This is a genomic window from Prolixibacter bellariivorans ATCC BAA-1284, assembly GCF_000621705.1.
GTDB classification, from domain to species: domain Bacteria; phylum Bacteroidota; class Bacteroidia; order Bacteroidales; family Prolixibacteraceae; genus Prolixibacter; species Prolixibacter bellariivorans.
On sequence record NZ_JHXO01000005.1, the window covers coordinates 415,242 to 433,931 of the forward strand.

Below are 18,690 nucleotides of genomic sequence, written 5' to 3' on the forward strand. Positions count from 1 at the left end.
AATTAAGTTTAATTCCGTCGCTTAACAATTAATTAACATTCGAAAGTAGTAGGTTGATTTACTCATTTGTGTCTCACTTATGAGAAACACAACCTAATGAGTACGACGGAATTTTATGAGCTTGCTATCCGGTGCCTAACAGAAGAAGGCACGGACGAAGACTGGAAAGAACTTGAAGTGTTCCTCCAGAAAAAGGAATACCGTCAACTCTACGGGAAACTAGCTACCTCATTTTCATCCGACGAAAAATCCTCCCAACAATACAATCTTGAAAGAGGTCTGAATCTTCTCCGCCAGCGTATGTCTTTTCTTGACAAGAATAAAAGAAGAGGTAGGTCAACGTTGTTTAAACGAAGTCTTGTTGCTGCATCCGTTGCAGCGGTAATTGCGGTGGTTATGGTGCTAAAGTTCCATTCAGGTAAAGAAGATGCTCAGCCCAAAATTGAGCAGGTTGCCTGGCTCGAGAAATCAGCGCCTGCCGGACAGCAAATTAGTGTTGTGCTCTCCGATGGAACCCGTATTGTATTAAACGGTAATAGTAAACTTCGTTACGCTGCTGATTATTCTTCTCAATCCGTCCGAAAAGTATATTTGAGTGGCGAGGCATTCTTCAGTGTAAAGCATAATGATCAACAGGAATTTGAAGTAGTCACCGGTCATGTTGTTACCCGCGATTTGGGTACACGTTTTAATATCGAAGCGTATGCGAAAGATTCGGTTATTACTGTGGCATTGGTCGATGGCGCTATCGAAGTGAATTCACCGGTAACCAGGCACCTGCAACTGAAGCCTCTTCAGAAGCTTACTTACCATATGGATGAAAATCGTCAGGAAGTGAATTCCTTCAATGTGGCCGAATTGACCGGCTGGAAAGATCAGCTTCTGATGTTTCATAATAAACCCCTTCCGGTTGTGCTGGAAAAAATTTCCCGGTATTACGGAAAGCCAATTGTTTTCAGTGACAGTTCATTAAATAGTATCGTTCTAACTACGCAGTTTAAGCAAAAATCATTGAATCAGGTGCTTGAGGTGTTATCGTATGCAGTGGGGGTCAGATTTATCGATAAAGGGGACAGCATATTGGCTGTTAAAGATAATAGCATGAAAAAGAGAAATCAATACTAAATGGAATATATGGTTTAACTAATGGGTCCGGATTCTTTCAGGGCTTAAAAAAATGAGCACAAAAAAAGAGTAAAAATGAAGTTTGGCGACCGTCACTTTTACTCTGGAGAGAATTAGTAATTAATTCAAAACTGTTACAAAATTATGAAAAAAAAATTGTTCCTGACAATTTTCAGGCTGGGATTGTTTGTCCTAACCAGTCTGTTGTTCTTAGACACTCCGGCTTCGGCCAGTGATTTATCCAAACGGATAAATATCGATGAAGGCTCGTATACACTGGGTCAGTTCATTAATATGATTACTGATCAGTCGGGCTATGACTTCACCTACCAGGCAACTGAGCTGCCTTTGACGAAGAAAGCCAGCATTCCGATGCAAGATGAAACTGTTGATAAAGCAACAGAGAAACTGGCTAAAACCTTTCAATTAAAAGTTAACATCCTTAACAACAACATTATCCTGAAACCAGGCGATGCCAAGGGGAAACAGGATACCAAAACCATTAAAGGGAAAGTGCTGGACGATAGTGGTCAGCCGCTTCCCGGAGCAACCGTGGTTATTAAAGGTACAACGACTGGTACAGTTACTGGTCTCGATGGTACCTTTTCACTGACTGCGCCGGCCGATGCAACTATGCTGTCGGTTACATTTATTGGCATGCAGAGCCAGGACCTCACACTTGACGGACGCGCCAGCTATACCATTAATATGCGTCCGGAAACAGTTGGCCTGGACGAAGTAGTAGCCATTGGTTACGGAACCGTGAAAAAGAAAGACCTGACCGGAGCCGTTGGAATTGTTAAGTCAAGCGATATAGAGACGCAGCCAACCGAAAGTGTCGATAAGATGCTGCAGGGACGTATGGCTGGTGTGGATGTGGTTGCTGATAACTCACCGGGTGGCGGTGTTGCCGTCCGTGTGCGTGGTTACAGTACCATCAGGAACAATGAGCCGCTTTATATTATCGACGGAGTTCCGGTTTCGGAGGGAATCAATATGGTTAACCCCAACGATATCGCCTCCATTCAGGTGCTGAAAGATGCTTCATCAGCTTCCATTTACGGAGCGCGTGCTGCGAATGGTGTCGTTATTATTACTACCCGTCAGGGAAAATCAAAAGACCCTTCCATTCGGTTGGATGCTTATGTTGGTTTGCAGCAGGCAGCCAATAAATTGACTATGCTGAATGCACAACAATATGGCGATATGCTGTGGCAGGCCGTGAAAAATGATGGTGCAACTCCGGCTAGCGAAATTTATGGAAGCGGAGCAACACCGGTTATTCCGCAATACCTCGATGCCGCTCAAACGGAACCTTCAGCCAACACTAACTGGGTGGATGAAATCTTCCGTATAGCTCCGGTACAGTCCTATAATGTTTCCTTTTCGAAAGGAGATGATAAGTCGAGACAAGCCTGGTCACTCGGTTACTTTAATCAGGACGGTATTATTAAGTATACCGGTTTCGAGCGTATTTCAGGACGGTTGAATTCGGAATATAATTTCTTCGACAAGAAACTGAAAGTTGGTGAGAATATAAGCCTTTCACATACCTGGAGCAATGTGGCCGAGAATAACTCGGCATTGGGAGGTGTTGTGTACGAAGCCTATAAAATGCCATCCATTGCGCCGATAAAAGACCTGAACGGCGAATATGCCAGTTCTCCGCTGAACGATATCCAGAATCCCATGGGGAAACTCTACCGGAATAAGGATAATAAAGGCAAGACACTTAAATTGTTTGGTAACGGCTACGTTGAGTACAAAATTATTGAGGGGCTGACAGCCAAAACCAATTTCGGTATCGATTATACCAACTTCTACGAGCGCAATTACAGCCCCAAATATGTGGAGACCTATACCCAGCAGAATCTGAGTTCGTTGACAACCAGTAATAACTGGAAGTTCGACTGGGTTTGGACCAATACCTTGAATTACGTTCACCAGTTTGGTAAACACTCACTGAACGTGTTGGCTGGTATGGAAACGCTGAAATCGCAAATGGAAGGATTTACCGGTTTCCGTGAAGGATTTGCTTATGATGATCCTAACTTCCGCTACCTGGACGCCGGCGATGGTGGTTCGCAGAAAAATACAGGTACAGGTATTGAGTGGAGCATGATTTCCTATATCAGTAAAGTAGACTATAGCTACGATAACCGTTACCTGTTGTCGGCTACTTTCCGTCGTGACGGTTCTTCGAAACTGGGTAACAACAAATGGGGAAACTTTCCGGCTATTTCTGCCGGATGGCGTGTAAGTGAAGAGAAATTCTTCAATGTCGACGCTATTAGTAACCTGAAACTGCGTTTTGGATGGGGACAGAACGGTAACCAGGATGTACCGGCTTACAGCACGGTTTCGTCCTATTACAGCAATCCCTACTATTCCAATTATGCCATGGATGGTGCACAAAATTCGGTATATACCGGTTTTACACCAAGTAGAAATGGTAACCCGAATTTGAAATGGGAAACAACCACCCAAACCAACTTTGGAGTTGACCTCGGACTTCTCAGTAACCGGATCGAGTTTACCGGCGATTATTTCATCAAGACAACCAAAGATCTGTTGATGGAGCGTCCGCTACCTCCAACCATTGGTGGTACAACGCAGACGGTTTGGACCAACGCAGGTGAAATGCAGAACAAAGGTTTTGAGATGACCATCAATTACCGGAGCAAGAAAGTGAACGACCTGCAATGGAATGTTGGTTTAAATCTGGCGCATGTGACCAATAAACTGACTTCGTTGCCACAAGATATCGAATACATCGGCTTGCCGGGTTCGTATCTGCATAGTGTCAACTTCGATCAGGAGACGTCGCGTTCCGCAGTGGGTGAACCGATTTCGTCTTTCTATGGATACAAGGCGCTGGGTCTGTTTAAAACGCAGGCAGAAGTGGATGCATGGGGAAAACAACCCAATGCTCAGCCAGGTGATATCAAGTTTGCTGACCTGAACAACGACGGTACGATCGACGCTAGCGACCGTACATTTATTGGTAGCCCTCACCCCGATTTAACGTTCGGCCTGAATTTCAGTCTGAACTACCGCAGCTGGGACTTCTCCCTGTTCGCACGGGGAAGCGTGGGTGCCCAGATTTACGACCTGACCCGTTACTACGGCGATTTCTTCGACCTGTCGGCTTACAACAAGCAGTCGCGTACGTTGAATGCCTGGACAACGGATAATCCGAATGCTACCGTTCCGCGTTTGTCGCTTGACGACCCGAACAACAATATTCGTCCTTCGAGCTATTACGTTCAGGACGCCGATTATGTCCGCTTGCAGAATGTGAAGCTGGGATACACACTCCCGGCAGGAAAACTGCACAGCAAGCGGTTCTACCTCTATGTACAGGCACAAAACCTGTTCACTATTACCAATTACAAAGGTTTGGATCCGGAAGTCGGATTGCAGAACTACAGTTCAGCTCACAAAAACCTGGATATCGGTGTCGACCGCGGTATTTATCCTGCAGCGCGTACCTATACACTGGGTGTGAATCTGGAATTTTAAAAGGTAAAACGGAGTGTATAAAATGAATAGAAAAATGAGACGTATATATTTATTTATCATCATAATCGGCTTTGCTTTTTCTTCCTGTAGCAAAAGCTTTCTCAACGATACTCCCATCGGGGAATTATCGGAAACTCAGGTTCAGACGCCTGATAACCTGGAAGGGCTCGTCGTTTCAGCCTATTCGGTTTTGAACGGTCAGTTCGATGAGGCGTCGAATGCCTTTAACTCTCCGGCTTCGAACTGGAGCTTCGGTGACGTCGTTTCGGACGATGCTTATAAAGGTGGTGGTGGTACTGGTGACCAAAACCAGATTCACCTGATGGAAATTTTCCAGACCAATCCGTCTATCATTGATATGGACCGGAAATGGATGGCGCTTTACGAAGGTGTGAAACGCGCTAATCTCGCCATCAGGGAACTGAATCAATCAGAAACTTTCGACCCGACATTAAAGACACAACGTATTGCTGAAATGCGTTTCCTGCGTGGTCACTATTACTTCGAACTGAAGAAGATTTACAATCGCATTCCGTGGATTGATGAGACTGCCGAAAGCACTGATGCCTATTATAAATCTAATACGGAATTGACATCAGATCAGCTCTGGCAGAAAATTCTGGATGATTTCGATGCGGCCTACAAAGTATTGCCCGCCACCCAGGATGAGCCGGCTCGCCCCACCAAGTGGGCTGCCCGTGCCTACATGGCGAAGTGTTACATCTTCATGCAGGATTGGAACGATGCCATTACCGCGGCCGACGATGTAATCAGTTCAGGGAAATACCATCTGATGGACAATTTCCGCGATGTTTTCCTTCCGGATAACGACAATGGTCCGGAGGTTGTTTTTGCCGTGCAGAACTCCATCAACGATGGTTCGCCCGATAACTACAATGGTTCCATTGGCGACCGTTTGTTGACTCCCGGAGGTCCTTATCCGAACTACGGTTTCCTGCGTCCTTCGCAAAACCTGGTGAATTCATTTAAAACCAATGCATCGGGTATGCCTGTTGAGGACAACGTTAACGTAACGGATAACGATTATGTCGATCCGCGTCTCGATCATACGGTTGGTCGTCACGGAATTCCGTATCTCGATATGGGAATCTACAACTGGGAACCTCGTGATCCGGTAACTTATGGCGAATTCATTCAAAAGAAACGTCAGGTTTCGAAGAACTCACCAGCATATCTGCAGGTTTGGCCTTATGTAACTTCGATGAACTATTACATTATTCGCTATGCCGATGTACTGTTGTGGAGAGCAGAAGCTGCCATCGAGACCGGCGATCTGGAAACCGGACGTACCTATATCAATATGGTTCGCGGACGGGCTAAAAACAGCGAAGTGGTGAAATTTGACGATGGAACACCGGCTGCCAACTACAGCATCGACACGTACAACACGCCGTTCGCCGACAAGGCGGAAGCTACTACGGCTCTGCGTACGGAGCGCCGTCTGGAGTTTGCGCTGGAAGGACATCGCTTCTTTGACCTCGTTCGTTGGGGTATCGCTGACAGCGTGATGAATAACTACTTCGCGGTAGAGAAAACACGTCGTACACACTTGTCTAATGCCCACTTTACGGCTGGTAAGAATGAGTACGACCCCATTCCGCAGGCAATGGTTGACCTGGGTAAAGGCATGATTACGCAAAATCCCGGTTATTAAGTTCATACATTCTCTATTTAGATAACACCAAAGTACCCGGCCCCCTGAATTGCATCGACGGGGGCCGTTTTTTTTCCTTTCGGGAAAATGTGTTGACAGGTTGTGTGGAACGAATAGTAGCGTGGGAAAATCTTCGCATCACTGAATTTCACACAACGGATATGTGTTACAACCAATTCCGGTATGCCGGAAAACATTTTCAACTTATGAGCAAGCGAAAAATAGTATTGATGGCCATCCTGGTGTTGTTCACACTGGGGGGAAAGGCGCAGTCCACTTCCACGAAGGTTGATTTTCAGCCGGGATACCGATGGATTTTATCGGGAAACTATGTGCAGGATAAGAACTTTTACCTGCTGACCCTGATGGAGAAATTACCGGCGGTACAGCAAAAACTCGCAGCCGACCCGGTATTGAAATCACTATTGGCCGAACACGTGAAAAGCATTAAAGAAGCTACTGGCTATGATTTGCCGAACCAGTCCATGGAATCGGTGCGGGAGAAAACTTCCCGTTGGGCCGATCTATTCCTGCTAAGCAATGACGAAATTGAAAAGGTAGGCGCTGAGCTGAAAAAAATATACCAGTCGGATGCCGCTCTGCAGGCTCTGGTGAATGAACAGATTCGCCCCAGCGGAGCTTACGAACACTTTGCCGGTTTGGATGATGCCGCATTACTGGCGCAGGCCTGGAAAAGTGCAGCCGAAGGAATGAATGGTATTATCCGGACGTATGCGCTGGGTGAAAAGCCGCTCTATCCGAAAATCGATTCGGTGAGCTACGATGTGAATTCGCAGTATTACCGGATGCTGATCAATATGCTGGCCTGCAATGTAGGCGATGATACGAAACAAATGACGCTGTTCTTTCAACCATCCCTTTCCTTTTCGCTGTGGCTGTTGAAGATGAACCACCGTGATGAGGCGGCCCGTTTTGAACCGATGATGACCGGCGAAAACAGCAAAGCATACGAACAGGTACAGCGAACGAACTTCGATGATTATCCCTATACGGTTATCATGTTGCCCGGATACGGCCCTGAAAAGAAAGGCGTCGATTTAAGCCCGGCCGGCATGTTGCGCTGCAAACTGGCTGCCGAACGATACTTTGAGAAAAAGGCGCCGTTTATCATCGCTTCCGGTGGCTATGTGCATCCCGACCAGACGCCTTTCTGCGAAGCGATAGAGATGAAGAAAGAGTTGATGAAGCAATACGGTGTCCCGGAAAGCGCAATCATCATCGAACCCCATGCACGGCATACCACCACGAATTACCGGAATGCTGCACGTTTGATGATTCATTATGGAATACCGATCAATAAAAAAGCGCTTTGCACTACTACGAAAGGGCAGAGTTACTACATCACCAATATGGGATTTGAAAAGCGCTGTGTGGAAGCGTTTGGCTACATGCCTTATGTGCCCGGCAAACGGTTAAGCCGGAACGATACAGAGTTTACTCCCCGCATGGAATCGTTGACTATCGATCCGAAAGACCCACTTGATCCGTAAAATATTACATAGGTTTGGATTGGAAAGGGCCCGGCTGCTATCAGTCGGGCTTTTTCTTTTTTCATCCCGTCAGTGGTTGCCAAACCCTGACGGTGATGAATATTTATCCCATCCGGGATACACCCCGGAAGCGGTTTGAATGAGGATTCCGGAGGAGTCGTATATTGTTTGAACTGAAATACCCTTGCGTCTGTGGGACCCCGGCCGGGTCCTATGTTTCTGTCTGGACTTCCTGTAGCTAACAACATGTCATCCCGCCGGGGTAAAAGCTGAAAATAGAATTCGTTCAATGTCCTTCAGGTGTCTACTCATCGTAGGATGTCCAACCCCGACGTTGGTCTAAATTGACCCGAAAAAAATACTTTGCTTATAGGCTACCTAATTTAAATTCATTCAAAGATGCCTGAAAAAAGGACGAATTGTTTAGAACGATATCTTTAAACGAAAGTCATATCTCTGAAAAGAGCTTTTGATAAGCCGAAGAATAATTTGTGGATAAAAATTATGCGTGTGATGATTCGAAGTAAAATTGCAGAGGCCATCGGGTTAAAAAATCATCCGGTTGCCGCATTCCGTTCAACGGTTAAACCCGATAATGCCTCCCAGTTTAAGGAAGGACGATGGGGATGTGTCGTTTCATTGTTGAACAATGCTGCGAAAGGTCGAACAGCGGTATTCGATGAAAAATCGACCCCTTGTATGGGCGGACAGGTTGGACTGGGACTGGGCTGTTTCGATATGGATTTTATTAAACGACTTTTATCAACCGGTTGGCCCGAAGGTGAGGGACGGGAAGGCGAATATTATCTGAAAAACACCGAGCTTGCCGAAAAATTTGCTATGGGTTTACCTGAGATTGTGACCGAGAAGTACATGGTGTTTAAACCTCTTTCGGAATTGCAGGAAGATGAAACTCCGGAAGTGATTATTTTTCTGGTCAATGCCGATCAGCTTTCTGCGCTGGTAACCCTCGCCAACTACGATAAAGAGACGCAGGATAACGTGAAAATAGACTTTGCGGCGGGATGCCAGCAAACCATATTGTATCCGCTGGCGGAGGCTGAAAAAGGAGGTTCAACGTGCTTTATCGGGCTGACAGATATTTCTGTGCGAAAACTGGTTGACAAAGATACGCTTTCCTTCGCCCTTCCGTATCAACGCTTTTTAGAGTTGGAAGAGCAGGTTGAAGAGAGCTTCCTGACCAAAGGAACGTGGGAACAGATTACATCGAGAATTAATTGATTGGTAGGTCCGTGAGGGGAGATGTGACGCGAAAAGTAAAAACTCCCTCTTGCTTTCATCTGGTGCCCAACAGATATGATTAAAATGAACGTTCTATGTTCTAACCGGGTTGTATGGGATTGAGAAACTGAACTGGCTTCCTTTGTTTTTCTCCGTTTTTACCTTCATCGTTCCGCCCAACATTTCTACATATGATTTTGCAATCGAAAGCCCTAAGCCTATTCCCTCGTACTGTCTGTTCAGTGAAAGTGATATTTGAACAAAAGGCTGAAAGACCGCTTCGCATTGTTCTGAAGTCATTCCAATGCCCGTGTCATGAACATAAAAGTTTATGGTATGGTCAGTCGCGGTATAACCGCATTGTATCATTCCCTCGGGGGTGAATTTCATCGCGTTGTCGAGGAGATTAAGGAGGATTTGTTCCAGCTTTCTCGTATCGGAAATTATGGTTGCTTTCTCGTCAGGTAATCCTTTGAGGAATGTGAGCTCAAGGTCAAGGAATTCGGCCTTCCCATGATAGGTTTTGTGGAGTTTATCAAGCAATTGATTTAAGTGAACCTCATTTTGGTTCACCTGCTCCTGGCCTGCGTCGATACGCGAAATTTCAACGATTTTCGTAATGGTATCGAGCATGCGTTGCCCGCTTTGTTCGATGAGCGCAGTGAATTCTTCTTTTTCTTCATTGGTGAGTTCAGCCGATCTGAGTAACTCGGTAAAGCCCAGAATGCCGTTCATTGGGGTGCGAATCTCATGGCTGATATTGGCCAGAAAGGCCGTTTTTAATCTGCTGCTCTCTTCTGCCTTTTCTTTGGCTTCCACCAGTTCGTCAAAAAGCTTTTTCTTCTCGCTGATATCTTCCTGTAGCACTACATAGTGACTTATATTCCCTGACTTTTGCTGGACAGGAGTGATGATAACGTTTTCCCACAACACCTCTCCGTTTTTTTTCTTAGTCAGAATCTCTCCGTTCCAAATCTTGCCGGCCCGGATGGTGTTCAGCATGTGTTCAAAAAATTCGTCGGAATGTTCCTCTGTTCGCAGGATAAAGGGTGTCTCGCCAATGACTTCTTCCTGCGAATAACCTGTAACCCGGGTAAAGTTAGGATTTGCATATTCGATTTGCCCGTCATTATTCAGTATCAAGACACTAACCTGGCTTTGGTCAACGGCCTGATTTAAGATATTAAGAAGTGATTCAGTTTCTTTTTTTCCCGTTATGTCAACATTGATACCTTTAAGCAATACTAATTTATTGCCCTTAAAGACCGGGATGATTTTATCAAGTAGCCATTTAATCTTGCCTTCGGGAAAAACAATACGCAGCTCTATTTCCTGCGGCTCCCTTGTGTCGTGAGTTACCCGGGAATAATTGTCAACCAGATGCAGATCGTCAGGATGAATACGACTCCTGAAATACTCATAAGTAGGTTCTATTTCGTACGGCTCCAACCCGAAGAGACGGAAACAGTTTTCAGACCAGAACGATTTATTGTTGACCAAATCGAATTCCCATGATCCCATTTGGGCAAGCTCCTGGGATTCATTTAATGATAATTCACTTTTCTGCAAGGCTTCTTGCACCTTAAGCCGTTCTGTTACATCATCAACTAGTACCAGTCGTGCTTGTTTCCCTTCAAAATCGAATAGATGAGAAGTTACCTCTACATCTATTATTTCTCCGTTCTTTAGCATGTGTTGCCACCTTCCTTCGCAGGCAGCTGAACCTCCTTGTTCCCGAATTTTTCTTATTTTTTTCGCATTTTCCGGGGTATGGATATCCAAAACAGTCATGTCGAGAAATTCCTCTCGGGAGAAACCATAGTGTTGAATGGCACTTTTGTTTGCTTCCAGGAATTGCAAGGTTTCACGTTCACAAATCCACATAATTTGCGGATTGTTTAAGAATAAGTAACGATACTTTTCTTCACTTCGTCTGATCAATTCCTCTGTGGTCTTTTGTTCGGTGATATCAGTGATAGTACCAACATAACCTACCAACTTACCATGCTCATTGAATTCAGGGGTAGCCTGCCACAATACCCAAACAATTCTCCCGTCGGGATGCAGAAATCTGTATTCGGTCACTGATGAATGATGCTGGCTGCTTTCGTGTTGCCATAAATCCATCAACCATTTACGATCCTTAGGATGAACGGCCGTTATCCAGGCATTACCTTTGGCCAGATTCCCTGGCATACCGGATAGTTCCGACCATTTTGGATTAACATACGTGGTATAACCATCAGGAAGGGTACGAAAAATGCCTACGGGGGCCGATTCGGCCATTGTATAGAAAAGCTTTTCGTTGCGTTTAACTTCTTCTTCCGCCCGCTTTCTGGCTGTAATGTCGGTCGCTGTCAGGATGACGGCATCATGGCCTTTCCACTTAATGGGGCCCAGGGTATAATCAAGCCATATATCATCGTCGGGCCCGGAATGGTAATGAAATTCTTTATGCCTTCCTTCGTTTAGCGCAATTACGTTGGGATTCGTCTTAACAAAATCGCTGATTTCTTCGGCCAGTTGAGGGAGAAGAAGTGAGCTTACCGACCTTCTTGTTATTCTTTCCAGGGCCGTATTTTTGTATACAAATTTACCATTCTGGAAGATTAATATCGTTGATGTTGTCATTCCGGCCAAATCCGAAAAACGTTTTTCAGACTCGGTTAATTCCTTGAAATGTCGTTTTACTCTAAAACGAAGGATAATGTTAAAAACAAAGATCAGTAAGGCGATTCCGGCAATGATTGATGTTAGGCGGGCATAGAATAAGGGAGTCCGATGCAATTGTTTCAGATCATCTTCTGTGCGAGGCCATATTTGATAAACACGGTCGGGAGACTTGCGGCTGTCACATTGCGCAAGAATCCCTGTTACTTTTACACTTTCACCAATTTTAAAACCATCGAATAAGTGCGAATTCTTCTGCAAAATTGAATTGAAAACATATATTGCCGTATCTCTTCCGGCATGCGGAGCTACCAACATATAATGTCCGGCTTTATTAAACCCTGTATTGGTAATAATTCCCGTCAAAAAAACCAATTTGCCTTCCTCGGATTCCAGGTTACTGCTCAATAGTGGAGCCGGGACTGGAATATATCGGTTAATGGTGTCGAGAAATTCAATTTGTGGATGAATCAATCTGGTGAGGCCATTCTTCTGGTCTATGATACCCGTAACTTGTATGCTGTCTCCTGCTGTTACGGCTATTTGCTGTTCGCTGTCTTCCAATACAAAAATGCCAGCGGTGTGGTCTTGAAGTGTAAATACCTTCATATCGAAAATTCCCGACGAAGCACTAACCCTTCCGGCAATGCTCACAGTGTCACCCAAAAAATCCGGAATATCGTTGTTATCACCATCTGCCTTTATCTTACTTATGGAATATTCATGGGGAAATGCCGTGGCGGGATAAATAATTCCACCCAGGAGCAGCACAATACCGTATATTAGGCCGGTACGGAATAATCTGTTTAAGGCGAAAAATATTTTGATAGATGTATGATGCATAAACTAATCCTAATGCAGTTTGCCGGGCCAGTCTTTTTATTTATAACGAAAATGGTGGGACAAAAGTATACACATGGAACCATAAAAAGGGAATCTAAAAATTTGCAAGTAATTCAATCCTTTCGGAAGACTTTTTGATGAAAGCGTAGTGGCTTGATGTTAGGAATATGTTTAATATCTCTATTATGTCTCCTATTCGGCATATAGGTCGACTATAATTTGAGAAATTTGATTCCTGTTTAGCAACCTGGAGCTTTTATCATAACAAAATGAATGCTCTGTAGGGTATTGGGGCTTTGAGCCTGTAAAAAGAGGCAATCCGGTTTTTTTGTTTATGCTTTATTGTCTTAATTCTTAAGGGACAGGTTGTCCGGTGATGTTTCCTTCACGAACCACTACGCTATAAAATTTCATGTGCTTTAGGAGGTGATTGAATTTCGTTTTATTATCAAGCGGAACAGTTAAGCTGTTGCACCAGGGACAATTGACCGGTTCTGTTACCATGGAAAAATATTTGTGGGATATTTTGTCTTTGTTTTTATGCATGAGCATGACGAATGCATATGGTTGACTTTTTAGATTGTTTCTTAACTATATAATGATTAAGTTAGGCTAACATTTTGGTTAAACCGGGTGACCATCCGGCTAACAACAGACAGAAAACAATAGCATCAGTTTTTAGGGGAAAAAGAAAACAACCGGAATTTGAATATGATTCCCGGCTGAAAGAGTTAAGTATAACATCAAACCTAGACTGATGAAACGACCGAAGAACAACCGACTGACCCGACAGGGAAACCTCACTCCGGAGGTAACCTATTCCTGTGTTTATCCTATCAAAGAGAAAAATATCCTGCCCGTTCCGGGCAGGCGAGACTAAGCCGATCAATCATTTACCTACCAATCCTATACACATGAAGAAAGACAAGAAAAGCGGCCTGCGAAAGCTGGGCGAAACCTTGCTCAAAAAGGGCCTTCCCCTGCTGGGGAGCATTGTTACCGGCGGAGCATCCGACCGGATTATTAACCTCGTGAAAGGCGCCACCGGCATCCTCGATGATGACCCGGAAGCCATCGAGCAACAGTTGAGCGACCATCCCGAGCTGCTGGTCAAACTGAAGGAATTGGAAGCGACCAACAAGGTGCAGCTGCAGGAACTGTTGCTGCAGTCGGCCCGTATCGAACTGGAAGAGACACAATCGTACCTTGGCGACGTACAAGATGCCCGTCGGCGCGAAATCCAGGTAACTAACGCTACGGGGCGTCGAGACTGGCTTTTCCTGGCATTAGCCATTATCGTGGTGGTTGGCTTTTTCACCCTGGTGATGGTGGCTGTCATCGGTTCGTTCAACGGGAAGAGTTTCTCGACGAATGGAGCCATTAACCAGCTGTTTGGCGCATTGGTCGCCGGTTTCACCATGGTACTCTCGTACTTCTTTGGTTCCAGCAAAGGCAGTGCCGACAAAACCAACCTGATGGAACGTCGTTTCCAAACGCAGCCGACGGCTCTGCCGACTACTACCGAACCGTTTACCAACGCAAAAGGATAGCCTATGGAACTGCAAGTGATACGGTACAGCACCGTCGGCGAATCGGCGTTGGGAATGTTGTTCATCAACGGCACCTTTGCCTGTTATACCCTCGAAGACCGGCCACGTGAGGCTAAAGTAAACGGTAAAACCGGCATCCCGGCCGGACGTTACCGCGTCGAACTGTATACGCAGGGACGGCTGCATGCGAAATACCTCGAACGGTATGGTCCCGACTTCCACAAGGGAATGCTGCACATTGTTGGTGTCCCGGGCTTCGAAGGGATTCTTATCCACACCGGGAATACCGATGACGACACCGACGGCTGCCTGCTGGTGGGCGATACCTCGCAGGTCAACATCAATCGCGATGGTTTTATCGGCGAAAGCCGGAAAGCCTATCAACGCATCTACCCAATGATAGCCAATGTGCTCGAACTGGGCGAGGCAGTATGGATAACCTACCGGGACAGCCTGAACGGCAAGTCGGAACCGGCAGAAGCGGACCAACTGGTGGTGGCCGACCAGCTCAACTTCCGCGCCTCGCCGGGCGGTAACCGGATGGGTGTTTTGTTCGAAAACACCGGCGTCGAAACCATTGAACAACGCGACGGCTGGTCCCGCATCTATGTCGAAGGCTGGGTGAGCGGCAAGTATTTGGGGTGAATTTCCCCACCTCGTCAGTGGTCGTAGACCCTGACGGGGTTCTGCAAAATTAACAACGGATGAAAAACAATGAAGACTACAACAGCGAAGATCTATTTAAAGCACTGAAACAGATAAAGGAAACGGTGCCCTGTCTGCTTGAGAGTATACAACAACTGGCCGGGCTGTCGTCGCGTACACCCGGGGAGGAAGAGGAGTTGCAAAAGTTGCTGGGAATCTTCGACCAGTTGAAGTGGTCGCTGAGTGACCTGAGAGATTATCTCGATGGGAAGCTCTTCGATGCATCATTGACTTTTTATTGTGTGATAAAGGAAAAAGCTGCAGCGGGTGATGTACAGGCTCAGAAAATTGTCGATGATCTGGGACCATGGTATCAGCAAATCCTTATCGATCAAGTGAACCGGAATTAGTAGCCTTCTCCCCGTCGGTGGTGGAAGGCATAAAATGGAAACGCGACGCATAACCCTGACAGGGTAGACCAACGACGATATGACCAAACGAAAAACCAAATATCCTTTTAACGCTGGCAGCGTCGGAAATAAAGAAAAACTAAGACAATACAACCAACAACAATGAACCACACTACTTCCATAACGCCGACCGGTACCAAGGCGTTGGTGGCCGGCCCACACCCGGGTGTAACCACTGGTGGGGATCGTCCGCTAAGTGGTGGGCGACGTCCGCTAAGTGGTGGGGACTGTCCGCTAAGTGGTGGGGACTGTCCGCTAAGTGGTGGGCGACGTCCGCTAAGTGGTGGGCGACGTCCGCTATGTGGTGGGGACCGTCCGCTAAGTGGTGGGTGACATCCGCTATGTGGTGGGGATTGTCCGCTAAGTGGTGGGCGACATCCGCTATGTGGTGGGGATTGTCCGCTAAGTGGTGGGCGACATCCGCTATGTGGTGGGGATTGTCCGCTATGCGGTGGGCGACATCCGCCATGATACGGGCGTGACTGCCGGTGGCAGTAAAATGGGGCAGGCGGATGCAGTGGCGCATCTCCGGACAGGTTACTACGTTGTACATCCGCTCGGCCCCCTAATTAATTGAATTAATCATTTAAAATTAAGTAAAATGAGCAAAAACGATCGAATGTATTCGACATCGGATGCCGAAATGCTGGAATCAGCCGAGGTTATTGCTGCGTCATTAAGTGATGATATCGGCGATTTTACCGCATTTGATTCAACCATGACACCCGATTATGTAACAACGGTTCAGGGAGCTGTTGGCCGGGTGAAGGAAATCAAGCCGGACGCAGTTATCATCGACGAGATGAGTGAATGGACACAGAAGGTGGATGCTGCCATGAAAAAGTGCAGCAATGCCTACAATAACGTGGCCTATTTTATTCGAAAGGCTTACAATGGTAACACGGCTGTTCAGAACCAGTTTGGTTTGAACGACTATATGAAAGTTCGCGATAGTCAGGCTAAAATGGTGTTGTTCATGGAAACACTGGGCGACATGGGCACAGCGCATCACGACGAGTTGGTGGCCGCAGGATGCGGCGAAAGTGTGATTACTTCCATTACTGAAGTAGCCACCGAACTGCGCGAGGCCAATATCAATCAGGAGAAGTACAAAAAGGAGCGGGGCGTGTTGACCCAGGAACGGGTAAAACGGCTGAACGAGGTGTACCAGTTGCTGGTTCCCCTCAGCGACGCGGCACAAATTATCTATCGCGACGACCCGGCCCGCCTGAGCAAGTATACACTGACCAGCGCAAAACCGGCAGGCGGCACAGACCAATCGTCTGACGAACTATAAACTTTCATTCTCCGCCGGCCTGGTACCACCGGCGGGAAAGTGAAAGGACTACCTACTAACCTGACAGGTTTTTAAAACCTGTCAGGTTGAAAAGGAACACACCCCGAAGTGGTTGATTGGAAATGTTTTGTTAACTTGGGATGGCTGGACAATTGAAGACTCAACATAATAGGTGTTGTTATAACCCTGATTTTGGAGGAATAACAACACCTGAGAATTTGTTAAAAGAGAAATAACAACCATGTTTGATACACATTCGTTAGCAACAAAGCTGAAAAACAAAAAAACAAGTACTGAAAAATTATAAATTTGTAGAATGAACAGAGATTTTAAAAGAGAAGAACACGTTTATTCATCAGAAGCCTTTGAGGAAATAATCAAAGACACCATACGATTCTTTAACGGTACTCCAGTAATAAAGCTACCGCCACCAGAAAAATTTCATGGAACTGGTGTTTATGCTATCTATTTTATTGGGAAAAGCAAATTATATTCAAAATTAGCTGCGCAAAATAGAATTGAATTTTCGATGCCTATCTATGTTGGGAAAGCTGTTCCAAGAGGTTGGAGACAGGCACGAATAGAAACACAAAGCAGCAAAAAGTCTTATGAATTAAATGGAAGACTTAATGAGCATGGCAGAAGCATTGAACAAGTTAATAATCTATCGATTGAGGATTTTTATTGTCGTTTTATTATTTTAGAAAATGCAGCAAGTAGCTTAATAAGCACAGTTGAAGCTGCACTTATTAGATATTACAAACCAATATGGAATACCCAAATAGATGGGTTTGGAAATCATGACCCCGGCAAGGGAAGATACAATCAAGCGAAATCAGAATGGGATGTACTTCACCCGGGAAGACCATGGGCTGATAAGTGTTTAGGAGATGCTCCAAATTTTGACAAAGTAGAAGAAAAAGCAATTGAATATTACTCAAAGAAAAAATCATAATGAAATCTTTTGAATTATTTTCTGGCGCAGGAGGTTTAGCCGAAGGATTAAAGATTTCGGGATTTAATCATATTGCTTTACTCGAATATAATAAGGACGCTTGCAATACTTTAAAAGTTAATTTTCCAGAGTCAAAAGTTTTTGAGCAAGATGTTAGAGAGTTTAATTTTAGTGAAATTGGAAAAGTTGACTTAATTGGCGGTGGACCTCCATGTCAACCCTTTTCTTTGGGAGGTAAAGCTAAAGGGAATAATGACCACAGAGATATGTTCCCGTTTGCAATAAAAGGGATAAAAGAATTAACTCCGAAAGCATTCATTTTTGAAAATGTAAAAGGTTTATTAAGGCAATCTTTTTCTTCATATTTCAATTACATAATTCTTCAACTCACTTATCCTGAAATAAATATTGAAAAAAAAGAGAGCTGGGAAAGCCATTTAACAAGACTTGAAAAAGTTCATACTGCTGGTTTGTATTCAGGGCTGAAATACAATATTGTTTTTCGGTTAGTAAATGCAGCAAATTATGGAGTTCCCCAGAAAAGAGAACGAGTTATAATAGTTGGTATTAGAGACGATTTGGGCATTGATTGGTCTTTCCCTAAAGAGACACACTCAGAGGAAAGATTACTTTGGGATAAATTTGTTACTGGTGAATATTGGGATAGAAATAAAATTGAAAATAGGTTTAAAGAAATTCCAGATTTAAAACTTAAAAAACAAATTAACAAATTAAGATACCAATACGGCTTTTTTTCACCAGATACTAAGCCTTGGGTAACAATCAGAGAAGCACTATCTGGACTTCCTGACCCGAGAGAATCAAATTTTCATAGCGAACATATTTTTCGCGACGGAGCAAGAATTTATCCGGGACATACAGGTAGTTATATTGACGAACCGTCAAAAACTATTAAAGCAGGAGACCATGGAGTTCCCGGAGGAGAAAATATGATTCGCTTTGAGACAGGGAAAGTAAGATATTTGACTATTCTGGAAGCGAAAAGAATTCAAACTTTTCCTGACAATTACGAAATAACTGGTTCATGGACAGAAGGAATGCGTCAACTAGGAAATGCAGTACCAGTTAGATTAGCAAATATCATCGGAAACGAATTGAAGAAAAAGCTCAGTTGCTAACACGCGGTATAGTTAATAAGGGTTTCTTTGTTTTTCGGAGCGCAGT

The 18,690-nt window shown here is 45.0% G+C and carries 14 protein-coding genes; 13 read left to right on the top strand and 1 reads right to left on the bottom strand.

Translation table 11 applies throughout. The features are described 5' to 3' along the window. Nucleotides 1–96 precede the first annotated feature (96 nt). The 5 genes from T426_RS0104930 (at nucleotide 97) to T426_RS0104955 (ending at nucleotide 9,075) form a co-directional block, all read left to right on the top strand. Nucleotides 97–1,125, top strand: coding sequence for a FecR family protein (locus T426_RS0104930; protein ID WP_027585358.1), 1,029 nt, complete (start codon nucleotides 97–99; stop codon nucleotides 1,123–1,125). Nucleotides 1,126–1,269: 144 nt separating this feature from the next. Next, nucleotides 1,270–4,647, top strand: coding sequence for a SusC/RagA family TonB-linked outer membrane protein (locus T426_RS0104935; protein ID WP_027585359.1), 3,378 nt, complete (start codon nucleotides 1,270–1,272; stop codon nucleotides 4,645–4,647). A 34-nt stretch (nucleotides 4,648–4,681) separates the two neighbouring features. Next, nucleotides 4,682–6,322, top strand: coding sequence for a RagB/SusD family nutrient uptake outer membrane protein (locus tag T426_RS0104940; RefSeq protein ID WP_025864525.1), 1,641 nt, complete (start codon nucleotides 4,682–4,684; stop codon nucleotides 6,320–6,322). Between the two features lie 206 nt (nucleotides 6,323–6,528). Beyond that, nucleotides 6,529–7,833, top strand: a complete 1,305-nt coding sequence (locus T426_RS0104950) for a YdcF family protein (protein ID WP_169737671.1) — start codon at nucleotides 6,529–6,531, stop codon at nucleotides 7,831–7,833. Nucleotides 7,834–8,346: 513 nt separating this feature from the next. Next, the gene (locus T426_RS0104955) at nucleotides 8,347–9,075 is read left to right on the top strand and encodes a DUF169 domain-containing protein (protein ID WP_199898580.1); all 729 of its coding nucleotides are present in this window, start codon (nucleotides 8,347–8,349) and stop codon (nucleotides 9,073–9,075) included. A gap of 93 nt (nucleotides 9,076–9,168) precedes the next feature. On the opposite strand, the gene T426_RS0104960 is transcribed toward T426_RS0104955, so the two are convergent. Further along, entirely contained in the window at nucleotides 9,169–12,516 is a 3,348-nt protein-coding gene (locus tag T426_RS0104960) for a PAS domain S-box protein (protein ID WP_169737672.1), read from the bottom strand. Nucleotides 12,517–13,345: 829 nt separating this feature from the next. On the opposite strand from T426_RS0104960, the gene T426_RS26180 reads away from it, so the two are divergent. The 8 genes from T426_RS26180 (at nucleotide 13,346) to T426_RS0105010 (ending at nucleotide 18,644) form a co-directional block, all read left to right on the top strand. Next, nucleotides 13,346–13,468: a hypothetical protein gene (locus T426_RS26180; RefSeq protein ID WP_262502864.1), complete on the top strand. Its 123-nt coding sequence runs from the start codon at nucleotides 13,346–13,348 to the stop codon at nucleotides 13,466–13,468. 34 nt (nucleotides 13,469–13,502) lie between these two features. Continuing rightward, nucleotides 13,503–14,138, top strand: a complete 636-nt coding sequence (locus T426_RS0104980) for a hypothetical protein (RefSeq protein ID WP_025864531.1) — start codon at nucleotides 13,503–13,505, stop codon at nucleotides 14,136–14,138. A 3-nt stretch (nucleotides 14,139–14,141) separates the two neighbouring features. Beyond that, on the top strand, nucleotides 14,142–14,783 hold the full coding sequence (locus tag T426_RS24950) for a DUF5675 family protein (RefSeq protein ID WP_051568940.1): 642 nt from the start codon (nucleotides 14,142–14,144) through the stop codon (nucleotides 14,781–14,783). Between the two features lie 59 nt (nucleotides 14,784–14,842). Then, on the top strand, nucleotides 14,843–15,193 hold the full coding sequence (locus T426_RS0104990; RefSeq protein ID WP_025864533.1) for a hypothetical protein: 351 nt from the start codon (nucleotides 14,843–14,845) through the stop codon (nucleotides 15,191–15,193). Nucleotides 15,194–15,355: 162 nt separating this feature from the next. Beyond that, on the top strand, nucleotides 15,356–15,586 hold the full coding sequence (locus tag T426_RS25705; RefSeq protein WP_153637591.1) for a hypothetical protein: 231 nt from the start codon (nucleotides 15,356–15,358) through the stop codon (nucleotides 15,584–15,586). Nucleotides 15,587–15,854: 268 nt separating this feature from the next. Continuing rightward, nucleotides 15,855–16,550, top strand: a complete 696-nt coding sequence (locus T426_RS0105000) for a hypothetical protein (RefSeq protein ID WP_025864534.1) — start codon at nucleotides 15,855–15,857, stop codon at nucleotides 16,548–16,550. A 316-nt stretch (nucleotides 16,551–16,866) separates the two neighbouring features. Then, nucleotides 16,867–17,505 (top strand): Eco29kI family restriction endonuclease, encoded by a 639-nt coding sequence (locus T426_RS0105005; protein WP_025864535.1) that lies wholly within the window; start codon nucleotides 16,867–16,869, stop codon nucleotides 17,503–17,505. Continuing rightward, nucleotides 17,505–18,644: a DNA cytosine methyltransferase gene (locus tag T426_RS0105010; protein WP_025864536.1), complete on the top strand. Its 1,140-nt coding sequence runs from the start codon at nucleotides 17,505–17,507 to the stop codon at nucleotides 18,642–18,644. Before T426_RS0105005 ends, T426_RS0105010 begins: the two co-directional genes overlap by 1 nt. Nucleotides 18,645–18,690 lie beyond the last annotated feature (46 nt).